At 61.3% G+C, this 18,007-nt stretch carries 15 protein-coding genes and 2 pseudogenes; 5 read left to right on the top strand and 12 right to left on the bottom strand.

Features of this window, described 5'->3' with window-relative positions; all coding sequences use genetic code 11:
• Window positions 1-223: 223 nt before the first annotated feature.
• Window positions 224-1,444 carry a low temperature requirement protein A gene (locus tag AB0N02_RS39110; protein WP_363957744.1) on the bottom strand — a complete coding sequence of 407 codons (1,221 nt, stop codon included), beginning with the start codon at window positions 1,442-1,444 and terminating at the stop codon, window positions 224-226.
• A gap of 498 nt (window positions 1,445-1,942) precedes the next feature.
• Between AB0N02_RS39110 and AB0N02_RS39105 the strand changes: the two genes are divergently transcribed.
• The 4 genes from AB0N02_RS39105 to AB0N02_RS39090 all read left to right on the top strand — a co-directional run bounded on the left by AB0N02_RS39105 (window position 1,943) and on the right by AB0N02_RS39090 (window position 6,661).
• Window positions 1,943-3,463: an FAD-dependent oxidoreductase gene (locus AB0N02_RS39105; protein WP_363957741.1), complete on the top strand. Its 1,521-nt coding sequence runs from the start codon at window positions 1,943-1,945 to the stop codon at window positions 3,461-3,463.
• A gap of 315 nt (window positions 3,464-3,778) precedes the next feature.
• Complete coding sequence (locus AB0N02_RS39100; protein ID WP_363957738.1) at window positions 3,779-5,569, top strand: serine/threonine-protein kinase; 1,791 nt, start codon at window positions 3,779-3,781, stop codon at window positions 5,567-5,569.
• Window positions 5,570-6,085: 516 nt separating this feature from the next.
• Window positions 6,086-6,211 (top strand): hypothetical protein, encoded by a 126-nt coding sequence (locus AB0N02_RS39095; RefSeq protein ID WP_363957736.1) that lies wholly within the window; start codon window positions 6,086-6,088, stop codon window positions 6,209-6,211.
• Between the two features lie 51 nt (window positions 6,212-6,262).
• Entirely contained in the window at window positions 6,263-6,661 is a 399-nt protein-coding gene (locus tag AB0N02_RS39090) for a hypothetical protein (RefSeq protein ID WP_363957733.1), read from the top strand.
• 86 nt (window positions 6,662-6,747) lie between these two features.
• Here the strand turns inward: AB0N02_RS39090 and AB0N02_RS39085 are convergent.
• Window positions 6,748-8,361 (bottom strand): annotated as a pseudogene (locus AB0N02_RS39085) (ISAzo13 family transposase).
• A gap of 109 nt (window positions 8,362-8,470) precedes the next feature.
• Window positions 8,471-9,673, bottom strand: a complete 1,203-nt coding sequence (locus AB0N02_RS39080) for an acyltransferase (RefSeq protein ID WP_363957730.1) — start codon at window positions 9,671-9,673, stop codon at window positions 8,471-8,473.
• 383 nt (window positions 9,674-10,056) lie between these two features.
• Here AB0N02_RS39080 and AB0N02_RS39075 point away from each other — a divergent pair, with 383 nt between their 5' ends.
• Entirely contained in the window at window positions 10,057-10,239 is a 183-nt protein-coding gene (locus AB0N02_RS39075; RefSeq protein ID WP_363957727.1) for a hypothetical protein, read from the top strand.
• An 18-nt stretch (window positions 10,240-10,257) separates the two neighbouring features.
• On the opposite strand, the gene AB0N02_RS39070 is transcribed toward AB0N02_RS39075, so the two are convergent.
• The 9 genes and pseudogenes from AB0N02_RS39070 to AB0N02_RS39030 all read right to left on the bottom strand — a co-directional run bounded on the left by AB0N02_RS39070 (window position 10,258) and on the right by AB0N02_RS39030 (window position 17,931).
• Window positions 10,258-10,683: a hypothetical protein gene (locus AB0N02_RS39070; protein ID WP_363957724.1), complete on the bottom strand. Its 426-nt coding sequence runs from the start codon at window positions 10,681-10,683 to the stop codon at window positions 10,258-10,260.
• 827 nt (window positions 10,684-11,510) lie between these two features.
• Window positions 11,511-11,624: pseudogene (locus AB0N02_RS39065) on the bottom strand (IS5/IS1182 family transposase); the annotation flags it as partial.
• A gap of 71 nt (window positions 11,625-11,695) precedes the next feature.
• Window positions 11,696-12,073: a transposase gene (locus tag AB0N02_RS39060; protein WP_363957721.1), complete on the bottom strand. Its 378-nt coding sequence runs from the start codon at window positions 12,071-12,073 to the stop codon at window positions 11,696-11,698.
• A 161-nt stretch (window positions 12,074-12,234) separates the two neighbouring features.
• A complete protein-coding gene (locus tag AB0N02_RS39055) occupies window positions 12,235-12,753 on the bottom strand; it encodes a S26 family signal peptidase (RefSeq protein ID WP_363957887.1) in 519 nt (172 codons plus the stop codon).
• Window positions 12,754-12,824: 71 nt separating this feature from the next.
• Window positions 12,825-14,708, bottom strand: coding sequence for an ABC transporter ATP-binding protein (locus AB0N02_RS39050; protein ID WP_363957718.1), 1,884 nt, complete (start codon window positions 14,706-14,708; stop codon window positions 12,825-12,827).
• A complete protein-coding gene (locus AB0N02_RS39045; protein ID WP_363957715.1) occupies window positions 14,705-15,094 on the bottom strand; it encodes a thioredoxin-like domain-containing protein in 390 nt (129 codons plus the stop codon). The genes AB0N02_RS39050 and AB0N02_RS39045 overlap by 4 nt, the downstream gene beginning before the upstream one ends.
• Before the next feature lie 196 nt (window positions 15,095-15,290).
• Entirely contained in the window at window positions 15,291-15,827 is a 537-nt protein-coding gene (locus AB0N02_RS39040) for a MauE/DoxX family redox-associated membrane protein (protein ID WP_363957712.1), read from the bottom strand.
• 417 nt (window positions 15,828-16,244) lie between these two features.
• Window positions 16,245-16,883 carry an AfsR/SARP family transcriptional regulator gene (locus tag AB0N02_RS39035; RefSeq protein WP_363957886.1) on the bottom strand — a complete coding sequence of 213 codons (639 nt, stop codon included), beginning with the start codon at window positions 16,881-16,883 and terminating at the stop codon, window positions 16,245-16,247.
• 505 nt (window positions 16,884-17,388) lie between these two features.
• On the bottom strand, window positions 17,389-17,931 hold the full coding sequence (locus tag AB0N02_RS39030; protein WP_363957709.1) for a hypothetical protein: 543 nt from the start codon (window positions 17,929-17,931) through the stop codon (window positions 17,389-17,391).
• Window positions 17,932-18,007 lie beyond the last annotated feature (76 nt).

The following is an 18,007-nucleotide window of genomic DNA, read 5'->3' as shown; positions in this document are numbered from 1 at the left end:
TGTCATCCGGTCGCCGGCTAAGACAGGGCAGCCTCCGGGCTTGTGACGGCTGCCCCGGAATTCTTTTCAGGCCGCGGACCAAGTCGTCGGCAACGATCAGGATCCGCACTCCGGATATACCCACTGATCTGTGACGATGATGAGGTCGGCGGCGGGAGGCCGAGCGGTGGCCGCCGAGGCCAGGCGACCACCGGGTGGCGCCGTGACTCGCTTACGGCCCAGCTTACAGACCCGGGTCCCGACGCCTGCCGGGCGAGGAGGAGAGGGCCCGCGCTCCGGCGCGGCTCCCGATGGCCGCGGTCGTGATCGTGACGGCGACCAGCAGAACGCAGGTGGCCGTGATCGCCGCGACCACGGCGGCCACGCCGATCCGGGACGCCGCCAGTGGCAGCGACAAGATGACGGTGACGCAGCCCAGGACCGCGGCGGGATGAACGACGGGCTCCGTGGCGACGAGCGCGTGCAGCGCCCACAGCACGGCGAGATACAGACCGGCCGGGATGGCGACGGCGTAGCCGAGTGCCGCCGGTGACGCCACAACGTCGTGCCCGCTCTGCTCCACCGCCACTTCGAGCCCGGCACCGAGTGCTGCCAGGGCCGCGAAGATGCCGTAGTGACCGTATCCCCACAGGTATGACCGATGACGGCGGTCGCTGAGCCCTTCCCCCGCCTGCATGAGGAAGTAGAGCCACCAAAGGGCGAACAGCAGGACGAGGCCGCAGACGGCGATGACCACGAAGGCCCCCCTGATCTCGTCCGCTTCGAGCGCTCCTTCGACTCCCCTGCTCGCGGCCAGGACGCTCTCACCGAGCAGGATGATCGTGAACAGGCCGTAACGCTCGGCGATGTGGTGCGGGTGCCAGTTGGTGGCCCTGACCCGTTCCGCCCACCGTGGCACCGCGAGTTCGGCGACGACCAGGAAGACGAAGAACGGCAGTCCGGAGGACGGGGGCAGGACACCCGTTTCCACGAGGAGGAAGCGAAGGATCCATCCCATCTGCACGACGGCGACGCCGACGGCGTAGCGCAGCGCGGTGCGACGGCCGGCCGGGTCTTCGAAGGCGGCTCTCAGCCATTGGGCGACGAGCCCGATCCTCATGATGACGTAGCCCAGCGTCACGATCCCGTAGGCGGAGTGCTCCGCCGCGGCGGGCACGCCGGCGGCGAGGACCAGCACACCGGCCATCTGGAGCATGGTCAGTAGCCGGTAGGCGACGTCGTCGGTGTCGTAGGACGAGGCGAACCACGTGAAGTTCATCCACGCCCACCAGATCGCGAAGAACACCTGCAGGAACGGAACCAGTCCGGTGAGGCCGTGACCGTCGGCGATGCCGTGCGCGAGCTGGGCGGTGACGGCCGCGACCGCGACCACGAAGGTGAGATCGAACAGCAGCTCGAGCTGGCTCGAAACGCGGTGCGGCTCGTCGATGGCACGAGCGCTCATCCGGACCCGGATCCGGACGGTGGTGCCGGCTGGTGGCAAGGGCTCGCTCCTGTCGCTCCGCAACGTCGGGTTCGCCGGAGGACAGGGCAGCGTTCCGATCCGTGACAACACGGCATCGAGATCACGGCACACGCGCCTGCCGTAGGGACGGCACCCGCACGGCGAGACCGGCCTGCCGTGTTCAGCTCCGAGAATACAGCCCGCCGAACGCCGGGGGGCCGAGCTTCAGAAGTACGCGGCGCATGGTACGCGACGGCCGCCACGAAGCACGGCAAGAGCACGACATTCAAATGTCAATGTTGGTCATCCTGAAAGTGATCCTTGAAAGGGGACTCCCGTGTAGCGTCCTCCACAATTAGGCGATACTCCCCCAAACCCGATGCGCTCACCCCCTGTTTCGGAGGGCACATGCACCGTGACCGACTAACACGCCGGGCGTTCGTGAACTTGGTCGGTCGCGCAGGCGGCGTGGGAGCCGCGTACGGGACGCTGACGGCGATGGGGCTGTTACCCGTGCCGGAGGCCTATGCCGGCCGGCCGGACCTCGCCCAACGTGGCGGCGGGCGGGGCGTCAAGGTCGCGGTGATCGGCGCCGGCATCTCCGGCATGGTCGCCGCGCTCGAACTCTCTGCCGCGCAGTACGAGGTGCGGGTCTTCGAGGCACAGGACCGGGTCGGCGGCCGGATCAGGACCTACCGCGGCGGGGACACCATCATCGAGAACGGTTCGACTCAGCGCGTCAACTGGGACCGGGATCCGCACCTTTACTTCAACGCCGGACCCGCGCGGATACCCCATCATCACACGGCACTTCTCGGATACTGCCGCGACCTGGGAATCCCTCTGCAGGTGTTCGTCAACGACAACCGCAACGCCTATTTTCACGACATCAACGCGTTCGGCGGACAGCCGCAGCGCGCTCGCCGTGTGATCAACGACACGCGGGGGGCGGTCGCGGAGCTCGCGGCGCGCGCACTCCGCCACGACCTGGACCGGCAGATCTCGGAAGAGGATCTCGCCCGCGTGCGCGACTTCATCCAGATTCTCGGTGGGCTCGACGAGGACTACCGGTATCGCGGGTCGTCGAGCGCCGGATACTCGGAGCCGCCGGGAGGACCCACGCCGGGCCGCGTCCTTGAGCCGCTCGACCTCGTCGAGATCGCCAAGGGCACGGGGCTGCCGTGGCGCGTGATATTCGCCGAGCGTTACGACCAGCAGGCGACCATCATGGAGCCCACGGGCGGCATGGACGCCGTCGCGCGCGCCTTCTACCAGCGGACCCGGCAGTTCATCACGCTCAACGCGCAGGTGACGAAGCTCCAGCGGCTGGGGTCCGGCGCCCGTGTCACCTGGCGCGACCGTACCACCCAACGGGTGCAGGCATGGGAGGCCGATCATGTGATCGTGACGGTTCCCCTACCGGTCGTCGGCGCCATCGACAGCGATTTCTCACCCAAGGTGAAATGGGCCGTGGGAGCGGGCGCCAAGCTCTACGTGCCCGCCGTCAAGATTGCGTTTCAGTCGGAGCGGCGATGGTGGGAGCAGGATCACCATATTTACGGCGGCATCTCATGGACCAACCGGGACATCACCCAGATGTGGTACCCGAGTTCGGATATTCACGGACGCAAGGGCATCCTTGTCGGTTCCTACATCTGGACGAACGCCATCGGGAAGTCCTTCTCGGCGATGACGCCGGCACAGCGCGCCGCCGCGGCGGTCGCCGACGGCGAACACCTGTTCCCCGGCTACCGCGATCTGGTTCAGCGCCCCGTCTCCGTCGCGTGGTCGAACGTGCCGTTCCAGGGAGGAGCGTGGGCGGAGTGGGGTGACGACCCGGACGCGCGCCGCGACGTCTATCCCGTGCTCCTGCCGCCGGACGGGCCGTACTGGTTCGCGGGCGAGCACATGAGCCACATCAACGGCTGGCAGGAGGGCTCCATCCGCGCGACACATCACGTACTCCAGAGCATCCAGGAACGAGTCGGCTCTAAGCAGGCCGAAACCCATCCCGACTAGCGTGCACCGTCTCTCTCGCGTGCCCGCGCTTCAGACCCGTACGCCTGCACTTCGACCTCGGCGGTCCGGCCCCCGCTTTCAGACCGAATATGAAGCTCGGAACTCTCCGACCGCGACACCGTTATGCCATACATAAAAGAACCTGATTCGTCAACGACGAAGCGAAGTCCAAGACGAAAAGGCAGCCCGACATATCTCATGGTTCTGTGGCTGTCGGACGGTAAGGGAAAATTGACGATATCCGGCGATGGAGTGCGGCCAAGAGCTACAATGAGCGCGGCATAGGGTGGTCATTCGTTTGTGCGGGGTGAAGCGGTGACGGTTCCTCATGCGCCGGGGCCTCACGAACCGGAATTCATCGATGACTACCGGATCTCGGCGCTGCTCGGCGAAGGTGGGCAGGGCACGGTATATCTCGGGGAGGCGCCCGACGGGGCGCAGGTGGCGATCAAGATGCTGCACGCGCGGCTGACGGCCGATCCCACGGCCCGGCGGCGGTTCCTGCGCGAGGCGGAGGTCACGGCGAGCGTCGCCGCCTTCTGCACGGCCAAGGTCATCGGCACCGGAATGGCGGGCGAGCGGCCGTACATCGTCAGCGAGTACGTCTCGGGACCCTCACTCAGCGCGCTGGTCGGGACCGACGGGCCGCGGACCGGCAGCGGGCTGGAGCGGTTGGCGGTCGCCACGCTGACGGCGCTGGCCTCGATCCACCAGGCCGGGATCGTGCACCGGGACTTCAAGCCGGGCAACGTGATCCTCGGTCCGGAAGGACCGGTTGTGATCGACTTCGGCATCGCCCATGTGGTCGACCACACGACAAGCACCGGTCAGCTGGCCGGAACCCCCGCCTACATGTCACCGGAGCAGCTCACGGACGAGCCGCTCACCTCGGCCTCCGACATGTTCTCCTGGGCCGGCACGATGGTCTTCGCAGCCAGCGGGCGGGTGCCCTTCCCCGGACAGACCTTTGCGGCGATCCTGCACGCCATCCTGTCCGACGAGCCCGACCTCTCGGGCGTACCCGATCCACTCCACCCCCTGGTAGCCGCCTCCCTGGCGAAGGATCCGGCGGCCCGCCCGGCGGCCGGCCGCCTGCTGCACGACCTCACCGGTGGCGACGCCGGTCTCCCGCGACGGGGGCGGCGTCCGGTGGGGCGGTCCAACAGCCGACCCGACGGGCATCCCCTCGTCGATCCGCCCACGGTGACCGATACGGTCACGCCGGCCAATCTGTCCACGTCGGCCGATCCGGTCGCGCCGGCCGGTCCGGTCACCGGATCAAAGCTCCGGCCGGTCAGAGGGCAGGACGAGCCGGACTCCAGGCCGACCTCGCCGTCGGCCTCGGCCACAGGCATCGCGTCGCCCGGGAGACGTCCCCGGGGACCGGCGCTCGTGATGGCGGCCGTGGTCGCGGTACTGGTCGTGACGTCCGGAGCGCTGTTCGCGCCGACGTGGCTCGGAGAACGAGGCAGCGCGATACGGGTGCCGACATCCTCCGGCATCGTGGAGTTCCCGGACACCGAGGTCGCCGACAGGTTCGCCGACGACACCTCCCGGCAGTACATCCCGTTCAAGCCGGAAAGCGATGAGGCGTTGCCGACGACCGTCGTCGGTGGTGGCCGGTTCACCGGGTCCGGCTCCGAACCTTTCTTCGGCCTCTTCGGCCTGGGTGCCGAGAAGAGCGGCCTGCCGCCCTCCGGCGCGGCCCTCAGCGTGTTGACGATCGGTACGTTCGTGGAATCCGGCAAGCAGGAAGACAGCGTCTTCGTAGGTTGGGTGAAGGACGAGAAGAACTACGTGACCGCTTGGTACAACAACAGCCGCAAGCAGTCGGGGATCGATGTCCGGGTAAACGGCGAATTCACCAACACCGTCGGTGGGATGCGGTTCTTCAACCAGGGAGATCGCTTCGCGCTGCTGCTGTCCGGAAACAGGATCGTCTCCTATGCCGAAAGCGGCGGGACATGGCAGCTTCTGGACACCGCCGATATCGGCGATGTGCTCGCGACCCCGCAGAAACGGCACCAGTTCCGGTACGGCTTCGGCCTGCGCGGCACCAGCGGCACAATAGGCGTCACCGGAATCGAAGGCCGCAGCGCCCCCTGAGTTAGACCGTGCCTGGCGCGTCTACCACGAGTGGGATAACAACCAACGGTAGACGGCCAGAACAACACTTTCCAGCACGCGCAACACGGAAGAAACACCAACGTTCCGCAGTCACAACAGAGCGAACGCAGGCCATCAAACCGCGAAAACAAGCGGCAAGACCGCCGGAAGCACCGCAGGGACAGATGATCGCCCGACGCGGTCACGCGTCAATCGGCGAGAAGTTTCATTACAGACTCCAGGCGACAGGCCCGGCAAGACGAGAAAGCTCTTCGCCTGTGTCATCGTGGTGGCGGCCGTGACGATCACCCACTTCGGCACGGCCCTTAGCTTGTCAGGGCGTTCAACTGCCGCGGACCGACTTCGTCGGCCCTTGCCACCGGATGACGCAGGGTAGATCGAAGTTGACGCTTTGCCGGTGTTAGCTGGGGTTTGGTGATTAGAGTCGTTCATGGTGAGGGATGCCACGGGCATGCCGCCGGGGAGTCGTCATGGCGTCTGAGGAGGCTGGAAAGCATGAGCGGGGATCCGGCGAGCCTGGCCCATGCGGTGTCGCCGTATGTCACGGCAGCGGTCGGCGCCTACGGGGGTGCGGTGCTGGCCAGGGCCAATGAGGAGGCCGCCGATGCCACGGTCGGCTAGGGACGCACACTACTGCAACGCATTTTCGGCGTGACCTCCGAAGGAGAGCAGGTGTCCGAGGCGGTGGCGGAACTGACCACCGATCCGGACAATGTGGATCTGCAGGCGGTGTTGCGGGTGCAGATCGGCAAACTCCTGACAACCGATCCGGACCTGGCCGCTCAGGTACGGGCCCTGATGGAGCAGGCCGATACCGCCACCGGCCGCACTATCACCACCACGGTCACCGCATCGGGAAAGGGAGCAGTAGCAGCCGAGCGGGACAACACCGGCCAAATCACCACCGGAGACCAATCGCCGATCTACGCACCCCGTCTGGAGCCGGGCAGCCTGCTGCCCACCCGGCAGGTCCAGGTATCGCCACACGAACCGGTGCGCCATCTGGAAGCGCCGCAGGCCCAGCAGTTTGTCGGCCGCGACCAGGAGTGGAGCGGCTGCGGACGCTGCTGACCGGCGAGGGGGCGCCGGTAGTGGTGCGCCAGGTGGTGTACGGCATGGGTGGGGTGGGCAAGTCCGAGCTAAGGACTTGCCGATAATTAACTCGTTGTCTTGATGTTGGCGGCCTTGTCGCCGTGCGCCGCGACCTGGGCATGCAGAGCCTTCAGCGCCGCCGGGGATGTGGTGTCGGGCAGGATGTAGGCACCGTGTTGGTCGAGCAGTTCGCCGATGCTGCAGACGATGCGATAGGCGATGGTGCGGCTGGTGCGGCTGGTGCCGAACAGTACGCCAGCGGCTCGGGTTCCAAGCCCAGCCGCCTGTGCAGCACCATCATCAGGACCCGGTCGGTGAACGCCATGGTGGGTGGACGGCCTGGCCGGATCCGGGCCCGCCGCTGGTCCAGGGCCGGCAATTCGACGGTCAGCCGCTCCGAACCAGGGCAGGTCATTCCAGTCAGGGCGGGACCGGACAGGACCCGAGGGTCCCACCCTTCGGCCGAATACACGGTGCCCGTGTGATCGGAGGTGGGGTGCAGGGTGTAGTTCCAGTCACCGTGGAAGGCGTGCCGGGTCAGCGGCAGGGCGGTCGGATCGGCGTCACTGACCTGCACTCCCAACGGGTAGGGGCCGGGGTCGAGTTCGGCGTGCACCCGCAGCCCGCCGACCGTGGTGGTGGCGGCGATGGTGTTGATCACGACCTGATGGCTGGTCAGCGGACGTCCCCGCCAGTTCATGGTGATGTGCGCGAACAGCCGATGCTCGATCTTGTTCCACTTGGAGGTGCCCGCGGCAGGTGACACACCGTGATCGGTAGCCCGATCTCGGCGGCCAACGCCACCAGCTCGCTCTTCCATGCCCGGGTGCGATACCCGTTGGAGCCCCCCGCGTCAGCGGTGATCAACAGCCGGTCGGCCCGCGAATAGACATGCCGGCCCTGTCCGTGCCACCAGCGGCGGATCGAGGCCACCGCGAACACGGCGGTGTCGTGACCGGTGCCCACGCTCACCCACCCGGCGTCGGCGGTGATGTCGTAGATCCCGTACGGAATCGCCTTGCCCAGGGCCTGCTCGGCGAAGTCATACACGCTCACCGGCACCGGCTCTCCGGCCGGTCGCCATTCCCGACCACCGTTGCGAAACGCCCCACCAGTTCCTTCTTAGCGTCGACGCTGATCACCGGCTGTCCGGCGGCGCGATACGCGCGGACCTGCTCGTTGAGATAGCGGAACTGGGCATCGCGGTCGGGGTGCTGGGCACCCTCCAGGGTCTTGGCGCTGGCCTGCAGGCTGAACCCCTCGGCACGCAGCAGGGCGGCGACAGTGTCGGCGCTGACGCGACGGCCCTGCCCGGTGAGTTCGGCGGCCAGTTTGCGGGTGGACTTGGTTGTCCACCGCAGCGGCGAGACCAGGTCCCCTCGTTCGGACGGCTCCACCAGCGCCGGACGCAACCCCTGATCGATCTCGGTCAGCCACTTGCGACCGCCGCCGGGATGCCGCACCCGACCCAGCGGCGCCTGCCCGGCTGCCAGCTCGACCACGCCCTGCGACACCGTGGCCTCCCGCCCCCCGGCCCGGGCCACCGCCCGGATCCCGCCGTGCCCCAAGGCGCGAGCCTCGGCGCCCATCAGCAACCGCCGCTGCCGCTCATCCAGATGCGGAAAGATCTCGCCGAACTTCGCCGCCAGCACCTCCTGTGTCTCCACCACGACGCCCATACCCGGACATCGCATCTCGATACGAGCACGAACAATACGGGTTATTCATCGGCAATTCCTTAGCGACCCTGCGGTACGAGTCGACTTGCCTTCGAATGACCTTATGATCTCACCGCGAAGGCTTCTCTGAAATGAGGCGCTTGCCTAGCCGTTGCGCCGGAGCCTCCACGAAGCGCCATGTCAGCGCGCTGAGTCCGAACAGCAACCCCATCACGCCTGCCAGCGCCAGTAGCCGTAAACTAAGCGGTATCGCTAGCGGCTCAGGCCAGAACCGCTCGACACCTTCCAATAGTAGAGGGTGAAGCAGATAGATCGAGTAGCTGATCAGCCCCAGCCAAGTGAGGGCCTGCGGTACCTTACGGTGCCGCAGCGTCATCCCGATAATAAAGGTGATCCAAGCTGCGGCTATCGCTATCTGAAAACCGAACTCACCGCGCGCCAACCAGATCCCGGCCAGCGGCACCAGTGCCACCCATACCGCTTGTCTCCAAGGGATCTCACCCCGCTCGGCCCGATACAGCGCCGTGCCGGCGAACATGGTGGCTAGGATCAGCAACCCCTGTCCAGGGCCGGGATAACTTTGGTTGACCGCTAGCAGTCCCAGCACAGTGATCCCGATGACGATCGCGCCCGCTTGCCGTATCACACCTGACCCCCCAAGCACCGCCGTCAGGCCCACCGCTACCAGCGTGGCCACCACCAGCACCACCGTCAGCATCCGTCCTGATCCACCGGAAGAAAGCAGCGCAACCGGTAGCGTGCCTACGCCCAGCACGGCCACCACAGTGAAGCTGAGCGCGCTCGCAGTGCTCCTATGGTGCATGCCGAGACTGAACAGCGCAGTCACCAACAGATAGAAGGCCATCTCGTATGAGAGCGTCCACAGCACGTTGACCAGGTTCGGCACATACAGCAAGTTCTGCATCATCATTAGATGAGCCAGCGCCATGGAGATCGGCCGCGAGCCCCACCAGATATGCAGGCCGTCCCAGCCGACTGCTATCAGCAGCGCCACACCCGCCACGCACACTCCGAACAGTGGATACAACCGGAGGAAACGAGAAATCCAAAAAGCCCGCACACTACCTCGCCGCTCCAGCGATGCCGGCACGATGTAGCCGCTGACTAAGAAGAACATCGTTACCCCGTACCAGCCGGGCTCAAAAACCGCCTTGACCGGCGATCGCGCCTCAGGTAACAGGAACTTGAAGGCATGCTCAAAGACCACCACCACAGCGGCGATACCACGGAGGGCATCGAGCCAATCCATACGTCGCCTGACCTGCTGCTCCACTTCCCGAATAGTCAGCATCCAGCGATTCTAACAATCAATGGCAGGGTATCCGACGATATCTCACAAACGCAACACCGTTCCAAACGGGCAAACCAGTTTACATGCCGCGAGAATGATGTAAACAGTCACTCGCTACCCTTGGACGGGAGTGACCCACCCTGCAACAGCAGCGACATCGCTCGTGACGGACTGCCCACCTGGCTCAGGGAGCCTCTATGGAAGTGAACCTGCCACCAACTCTTCCACAGGCTCGTATCCGACCGATATCACGCCTGGAACATCTCCGCTAAATCTGCTCGGCCTGTAATAGAAGATTTGATCGACGGGGGAACACCGCGGCGCGGTACTAGCCGAGCTAGCCAAGAGTAAGATTTGCACCTGGACTCAACTATCTGGAGGTGATGATCGACGAACTGGGAGCACAGATCGAGGTGATTAATGCAGTCCTTTCGCCTCCAGCGGGAACCACTGATGAGCATTTCCGGATTCGGAACCTGACTGCTGCCAAGGTGATCTCCGATGGAGAACACCGGTCGCGGCAGATCGTAGGGTTTGCAGCTTGTGCTGTGGATTCAATGCATTGAGCGAACGACGAGATCCAATCACTTTTCATAGAGTGTGAGAGACAGACTATTAAACCACCAGAAGCCGATACGACGGAATTTCCGCTCTAAGCTATTTATTTTGGAGAGGTTCAGCGAATCCAGGGAGGGGCCGCGCCAAGGGATCTCGCCATCGACAAGCCAGACACGTGTTACCGCTGGGTCATTGAGCCCTATGGAAATACTACTGGGGCTTACTTCCACCCCACCGAAATTTTCGGCCTTGATTGGCGAGATAGCCAAAGTGATATCACGCAGCCCGCCAAAGCCATGTGGGTATACTACTGCAAGTGCTCGGCGGTTGGTGGGCAGCCACACGACAGCGTCTGAGGATCGGCTCTCTCGCTGGATGACATCCGTGGCTTCCCGTAATTGATCAGGCCAGTTCTCCGGATTGCGTAGGCGGGTCTGCACAGTAATCAGCATGACAATGATTACGATAACTGCTATCAACCACGTTCCACGCTTGAGCCGAACGATGCCAGCAGCAGCTAAAGTCCGACCGCAGGTAGGCTGACTATCACGTACCGATTCTGATAATACGCATGAAACTGCGAGATCAATATGAGTACTGCGGCAAGCAATATCAGCCAAGGCAAGACTAGTACGCGCACATCCACGGGCCCCCTGGAGATCGTGAAGAGAATTCCTCCTATCACAGCCAGGCCCATTGGAATCAAGAGCATCTTCGATCCGCTAAAAGTAGCAGCAAGATAGAAGAGTTCGCCGCATCCGGGGGGCTACAAATAACTTATTGAGGAAGCTTGAGTGGACGCAAGTAGAGCCAGCGGAGCAAGCAGCAGACCCACGGAGACCGTGACGATAAAGCATTTTCTAAGGTGTTCCCTTCGTACCAGAATGAGAGTGACGAGGTGGGCGGCAGCAATAAGGAGAGCAAAAAGATGCACCACGCCGAGTATAAGAAGGGCAGCACCATACCAAAGGTATCGGGAGCAAGTACCGTTATCGAGCGCCCGAAGATCCGGTTGATGCAGCGCTCGGCCATATTGCGCTCTTTGTACAGAACCTCGTCGTAGCGGATGGGACGGCCTCTGTGTGAACCCCGCTTCTCGCGGTTGGCCGCCTGGTCGGTCTTTTCCGGAATGACCGTCCGAATGCCCCGTCTGCGTAGGTAGACGCGGTTAGCGCGGGAGGAGTGGGCTGTCGGCGGCGATCGCGCCGGGGCGGGTACGGGGCCGGCCGACAGGGACGCGAACCTTGATACCTGCCAGGACAGCGGTGAAACAGGGGCTGTCGGCGGCCTGTCCGGGAGTGAGGAGGAAAGACAACGGGCGACAGCGGCGATCGGCGGACAGGTGAACCTCACTGGTCAGCCCGCCTCGCGAGCGGCCCAGCCCGGCCGCCTGCAGCCGAGCCCTGCGCCGGCGTCGGCGGCCATCAGCCTGGGCCCGGTCTTCCTCTGGGCCGCCCGGCCCGGCTACCTGCGCCGTTCGCGCAGCCCCTTTTCCTCATCGGCGGCCTTCTCCAGCTCCTGCAGCAGTTCCGGGTCGCCCCTCATCCCTGCGGCGTGGTGGTGAGCGCGGACCACCGTGAAGTCCACGCTGACCAGGTCGAGGTCTGCCTGTCCACGGGCGGCGGCCTCGCTGATCATGACCTCCATCAGATTCTGGAAGACGCCCGCGTTCGCCCACGACCGGAACCGGTCGTAGATGGTGGACCACGAGCCGTACTCCCCAGGCAGGTCCCGCCATGAACCGCCGGTGCGAAATCGCCGCATCACTCCGTTGAACCGCCGCCGCAGATCCGGGATCGGGCCCGCTCCCCCAGCGGCAGATGGGGCTTGATCAAGGACCACTCGTCAGCGGTGAGGTCACCACGCGCCATACCTGTGCCCTACCAGGACCGGACGGCATCGCGCGGGAGAATCCACAACCTCATGATCCGAACTCAGAACAGGCCCTAGTACGCATTCAGAGAACCGCATCGGCTTTAAGCGAAAATTCTCAAAACGGGCGTCTACCTTAAAGTAAACTGTCGCGGCCGATTAGTTCGACCTCGCCGATGCAGTATTACGGTCCCTAGAACACGGTCACTAGAAAAATATCCCAGCTGACGTGAATCAATACTCACCTCAGGGTTGTCACCGAGCAGAACCAACATGCCGTGAGGGACGATCGAACTCGATAATTCAGAAGATTCATGATGCACCTGTCGAGAAAACGTATCCCCAGACAGTGCGGCGATTCGTTTGATTATCCATTCACGGTCACCAATCTTTGTCGTCGCATCCTCGCCACCAATAGGCATGGACGAATATGCCCGGCAATCACCCTTTCGTTCTCGCCAAAAAGGGGTATGGCGCTCAGCAACCACAATTTTGCCATGAGCGAGATTTCCTCCTCGACGAACGAGAATGCGATCACCATCATGGAAAGTTGGCTCCATACTACGCCCTCGCACAGTAACTACTAGGAGAGATCGACGCAAAAGCATAGCGAAGAACGCGATGACAGCGGTCGAGCCAACTCCTGCCATCATAGATATGAAATATCGCTTTGTGATCAGCACTACCTCCAGATGAGACAAGGAATTACCCTTGCGTGCTCTCAATCGATTTTAATCGAGCTGGAATCGCCAACGCTCGTCGATGTCTCATAGCCGGAAGCCTGAAGCTTAAACAGCTTTGAATATGCCCCCCCGGCGGCTACCAGCGAATTATGATCCCCGCGTTCAACGATTTCCCCCTCACGCAACACAACTATAAGGTCAGCATCACGTACTGCACTGAGCCGATGAGAGATGAGAATACTTGTGTCGTTGGCCCGATGAACTTTTAGCTTGGTGTGAATCTCATGCTCTGCTTCGGCATCGAGCCCAGCCGAAGGCTCGTCGAGTATCATTAACTCGCGTCGATCACGTAGAAAAGCGCGGGCCAATGCAAGGCGCTGCCATTGTCCACCAGAAAGTATGACCCCGGTTGAGGAGTCGCCCTTGTCGGCCTCATTGAAAAATATTCTGGTCAGAAGAGTTTCATATCCCCTGGGAAGGGTTTCAAGTTTCTCATGAATACCAGCCCGCTGCGCTGATCTCCGAATCCGAGCGTCATCTTTTTCTCGAAGCGAAGAAAGATCACCAAGGCCGACGTTCTCCTTCGCCGACAAATCGTAGTTCATGTAATCCTGGAACAGAACTCCGATACGCTGTCGCAACTCACCGATGTCAACCTGACGAATATCTACTCCATCCCAAAGGATAGTACCTTTGGTTGGATCATAGAATCGGCACAATAGTTTAATGAGCGTAGATTTACCAGCCCCATTTAGGCCTACAAGTGCAAGTGCTTTACCGTACGGTATGTTTAGATTCACGCCGCACAGAATCCAGGGATGTTTATCAGAGTACCTGAACCATACATCGCGCAACTCGATGCCATGGCTTAAATGCGGCAGAGTACAGAGTTTCGGTGTTACAGGGAGGTCTGGTTCAGCCTTTATAACTGCAAGATAATGATCCACCAGAAACAAGGCATGGCTGCCACGTGAGGTGTCCCCGGCGAATGCCACCAGCGCTCCCTGTACCCCAGCGATCGCCGCCACAAACATGGTGATGTCCCCCAACGACAGAGCTCCTCGACGTACCGCATCTATCGCCCAGAGCAGACCTCCGCCGGCTACCAGAGCAGAGAGCAGACTGAGGACCGACTGCACCATTCCCTCTCGGCGGTCCATAGCCCGCTTTGCGATATTCGCAATGCGCCGCTCAACCAGCATCCGCTCTCGAAGAAACGAGCCGATGCCAAAGAGACGGACCTCTTTCGCGGCCTCCACACTAGAAAGTAGATTCATGTAGAAGAATTCTCGACGCTCAACGGGGCCAATATCTAATAACATCTTGGCCCGTCGGCGAGACAGTATCATCTCAGACACGAGCAGCGGAATACCAGCGGCCATAACGATCAGCGACATGACTGGACTGATCACAAAAAGTGTTCCCAGGAACCCTGTGATAATCAAGCCGGCACGAAGAAGGCCCAAAGTCGCATCCATGGCTTGCGATGCTGACTCTTGCCCTGCCTGTTGGGCCAACCGCAACCGGTCCAAAAAGAGCGGATTCTCGAACCAGCCGATACCAGGGAGGTGCTCAACCGCAAGAAAGAGCCGATCCTGCATAACCAGCCCAACCTCGCGGTTGAGGGTAGCCCGCGCATATCGCGCTGCCTGTGGAATCACCCCCGTGACCACACCGAGCGCCGCCACGCTTACAGCAAGCCAAAGTATCGTATCTGTATGATCACGGTTGAGGCCATCCAGCAACAGTTTGAACAGCCAAGCTGCCGTCACTGGTGCCACACTGCCGATCAATGTCAACGCAATGTAAGACAAGGTCGCGCTAGGCGTAGTCCGGACAGTGATAGAGCATACTACGATGATCCCGCGCAGGATGGCCAGAAGTCCTCTTTGACGTTCCGATACCGGATCATCAGAATTCATGCGGAGATGGCTGACTGAGAAAGATCCACCTGATCATCTGTGATTACCAGGCGTCCATTATCTTCTCGCCGTACCTTGAGTACGGTAGGAAAGGCCATAATTTCGAACGCCGATCCAAAGTTGTCCTGGTTATCGACTTGCAGGATTACCTGGGCCACATCACGCAGCTGCTCTACCATGCCGTGGGCGTTATCGTGATTGCCCACTACCGCCGCGATTACCTGATTGCGCCCTTCAGGCATCTTCCGCGCGTAGTCAATGAATTTCGGAAGCTTCTCCTTACAGGGTTGGCAGGACGGGGAAAAGAAACCCACTAACGTGTCACTGAAGAGGAGCTCGCGACTCAGAGGCAGGTTATCCACGGTTGAGACCTCAAACTCTCCCACCTCCTCCCCGACCCCTAACGAGGCTCGTCTGTTAGAAGCCTCCGGAGTGGAGAGGATTTCCGTGTGTTCTCTTAACCGCTTAATGATCCCTACGCTCAATACCAGATTGATGGTGCTTATCATTCCTACGAGCACAAGCGCGGATACTATGACGGACATTTGACTCCCCTTTACTGTCCACGCATACAAAGGTTTTTTAATCAGCTGCTGGCAGAAATAGCTCGATAATTTCATCGAACATGATGACGAGTGTGCCCAACAAGAGACCCGCCAGTGCTGCTAACATAAATTTCCAGCCAGATGTATCGTCGAGTTCCATGAGACTGGCTGAGATACCTGCCAATGACACCAGGGCAAGGACGCCATTCCGTGCTATGTGTCGCAATCCTAGAGATGCATCAGATATTCCAAAACATGGACAGGTCGCCGACTTCCCCCGGTACTTTGTAATCGCGATACCGGTCATGAAAATTATCAGCAGCAACGTTGCAAGAATGAGCCCTGCCGAAACCCCTGATTCCAGCGTGGGGATCGCTAGCAGCCCCCAGACCGAACCCTCGGCGGCAAGAACCATGAATGCTACTGGTCGAACGACAGGTAAAGGCAATATTCCCATGTCGCGGAGTGAAGAATTGAAGGCCATGAAGCGTTGCCGGCCCGCAATCTTGCTTACAAAGGACACTAAGAATATGAGCCCAATCAAGAAGCGGACACTAGTCAACAGATAGTTCACTGAACCTCCACAGTGCACTTTGCGTGCATGTGAATCTCTCGCAACGTCGGTGTACTACTTTGAGCTGTGGGCGCGGCCTTTGAAGCCGAAGTAGGCTTGATAAGACCGCACCCACAGCCTGTCAGGTGATTGCCATTAGGACAATCGGTACATCACGGGCATGCAAGACAGTTGCAGTCGTAACCGCTGCCGTTACCCTTCTCGCAGCAGGGTGCATTGCATCGACAAGGGCCGCCGCTGTCGGTGTCGCACTGCCAGCAGGCTGGCCAGCACTTCACGGCCGCAGCTGACGCGTCGATCTGTGGAACGAACAGACCGAGCAGACGGCTCCCCATCCTTTCTAGCCTTTTGTACACGTCGAATATCCTTCCTCTTGTAGTAGCCTCCTGCTCAGAACGATGCCGTATGAGACTGACTCTATGGCGGACTAGCCACCGACTTACATAGTGTAGTTCTGTAGTAACCGGGTGTCAGAAAACTGAGGAGCTCGACCTTACTGGGACATCTGAGGATCATTTCATGTACCTGACAAAGAAATGGACTAGGGTCGAGCCCATATTCGCGACAGAGGATATTGCGAATCCGTTTGAATGTCATACTCGCATCTGCGAAGCTTCCGTCAAGAGCCTGGGCTAGCATGAGCCGTGCCCAAAATGGCTCCCTCCCGGGGTGCCGAGTGGTCAGACGCACCAACTCCTGTAGTGCTTGATGTACACGCTGAGAACGAAGATAGCTGTCCACCAGCAGTTCGCTCGCTTCTAGATGTCGCATTTCAAGGTAGTTGGCGAACTCATCCAGCATATGGTTATCTCGTACGTCTCGAAGTGCTTTTATATCCCGCCAAAGTCTCAACGCCTTCTCTAGAGCGTCTGCTGCTTGCTCAGGGTGCCCGATCACGTACTTTTCGCGACCTTGGTCCATCAGTAGAACGAATTGCTCTGCGTCGACTTTGCAGTTGGTGCGATCCAGCCAATAGCCAGAGGGGTCGGCTCGTAGTATCGCATGCTCGTTGTCATTGAGGATGGAGCGGATTCGGATGATCTGGCGATGAATCATATCCCTTGCTGATGCTGGAGAACGCCCAAGCCACACTTCTGTCACCAATCGTTCGGTTGACAGACGCGTTTTTCCCGCAACGGCCAAGAGGGCTAGAACCCGCTTAGTCTGCTTTGGAAACTTTCCGTGCCACTGTGGTTGCACTGCGACATCAATGGGGCCTAGGACTCTGATTATGACCTGGCTCTTATCACGGGACATGCTCTCTCCTCTTGCCAGCATTGGCGCGCACATAATACGGTTCACAGCGGTGGAGCAACATCTTCGTAACATGGTATTTTCGATTTGTCGATCACTCTAGTTAACTTTTATTCTCATACGGCCTGAGACATGGCCACGGCCCCGGCATGTTGAAGATGTGCTCGTCTGTGAATGATTTGCGTTCATGGCTGGAATAGAGTGAGCAGGCAGTGAGCGTCGTTGCGGTAACACCCCCATGCATGGGCCATTTTGACGTGCCCTTTTTGTCGGAACGCGCCGATAGCGAGGTTTCTGCAGGTCGCCATCACCTGCGGTAACGCCCCGGTGCGGACCCGGCCGGTGTCTTCGCCGAAGGTAATGTCTCGCACGTAATGCGACCGGGTCTCCACGCTCCAGTGCCGACGGATGTAGCAGCCCAGGTGAGCGGCTCCGGCCAACTCGGCGGGCAGGCTGGTGACGGCGTGCACCACTTCCTTGCTGACACCCGATCGGCCAAATCACCGACATGACGGACAATGCGTATCACCTGGGCGGCGTGAGGGAAGTCGAGGCCGCCAGCCGGGGCGGTGCGGATGGTGCGGCGCTCGCTGTGGCCGTATCCCCGGTCGGTCTCGGTATGGCCAGTGCCCGTGTGTTCGTGGTCGGCATCGATGCCGATGGCCAGGCGGGCCATCGCGGCAGACAAGAGCGCGTCCTGGTTGTGCTTGACGATGAGCACATAGTGCGCACTGGTGTCTTCGACCAGGTGCCGCACCACGATCACCGATCGGCGCGCTTGGGCCGCCTGGGGCCTGGTCCACAGGAACTTCGAGGCGGACGAGCCGAACCGGATCCGGGCCGCTGACATCACCTGTGTGCTGGCCGGGCAGGGCTTCTTCTACCCGGCCGTGATCTTGGACGTGTTCTCCTGGCGGATCGTCGGC

The sequence above is a fragment of the Streptosporangium sp. NPDC051022 genome (assembly GCF_040683035.1).
In the GTDB taxonomy this organism is placed as follows: Bacteria; Actinomycetota; Actinomycetes; order Streptosporangiales; family Streptosporangiaceae; genus Streptosporangium.
Note: the sequence above shows the minus strand (reverse complement) of the source record. Positions and strands in the feature narration are given on the sequence as shown.

Excerpts from the sequence above, each read along its gene's own strand:
- AB0N02_RS39095 (WP_363957736.1), top strand. The coding sequence starts at position 6,086 with ATGAGCGGGGATCCGGCGAGCCTGGCCCATGCGGTGTCGCCGTATGTC.
- AB0N02_RS39055 (WP_363957887.1), bottom strand. The coding sequence starts at position 12,753 with ATGGCAGGAGTTGGCTCGACCGCTGTCATCGCGTTCTTCGCTATGCTT.
- AB0N02_RS39075 (WP_363957727.1), top strand. The coding sequence starts at position 10,057 with ATGATCGACGAACTGGGAGCACAGATCGAGGTGATTAATGCAGTCCTT.
- AB0N02_RS39050 (WP_363957718.1), bottom strand. The coding sequence starts at position 14,708 with ATGAATTCTGATGATCCGGTATCGGAACGTCAAAGAGGACTTCTGGCC.
- AB0N02_RS39105 (WP_363957741.1), top strand. The coding sequence starts at position 1,943 with ATGGGGCTGTTACCCGTGCCGGAGGCCTATGCCGGCCGGCCGGACCTC.
- AB0N02_RS39070 (WP_363957724.1), bottom strand. The coding sequence starts at position 10,683 with ATGCTGATTACTGTGCAGACCCGCCTACGCAATCCGGAGAACTGGCCT.
- AB0N02_RS39035 (WP_363957886.1), bottom strand. The coding sequence starts at position 16,883 with ATGATTCATCGCCAGATCATCCGAATCCGCTCCATCCTCAATGACAAC.
- AB0N02_RS39030 (WP_363957709.1), bottom strand. The coding sequence starts at position 17,931 with ATGTCAGCGGCCCGGATCCGGTTCGGCTCGTCCGCCTCGAAGTTCCTG.
- AB0N02_RS39110 (WP_363957744.1), bottom strand. The coding sequence starts at position 1,444 with ATGAGCGCTCGTGCCATCGACGAGCCGCACCGCGTTTCGAGCCAGCTC.
- AB0N02_RS39080 (WP_363957730.1), bottom strand. The coding sequence starts at position 9,673 with ATGCTGACTATTCGGGAAGTGGAGCAGCAGGTCAGGCGACGTATGGAT.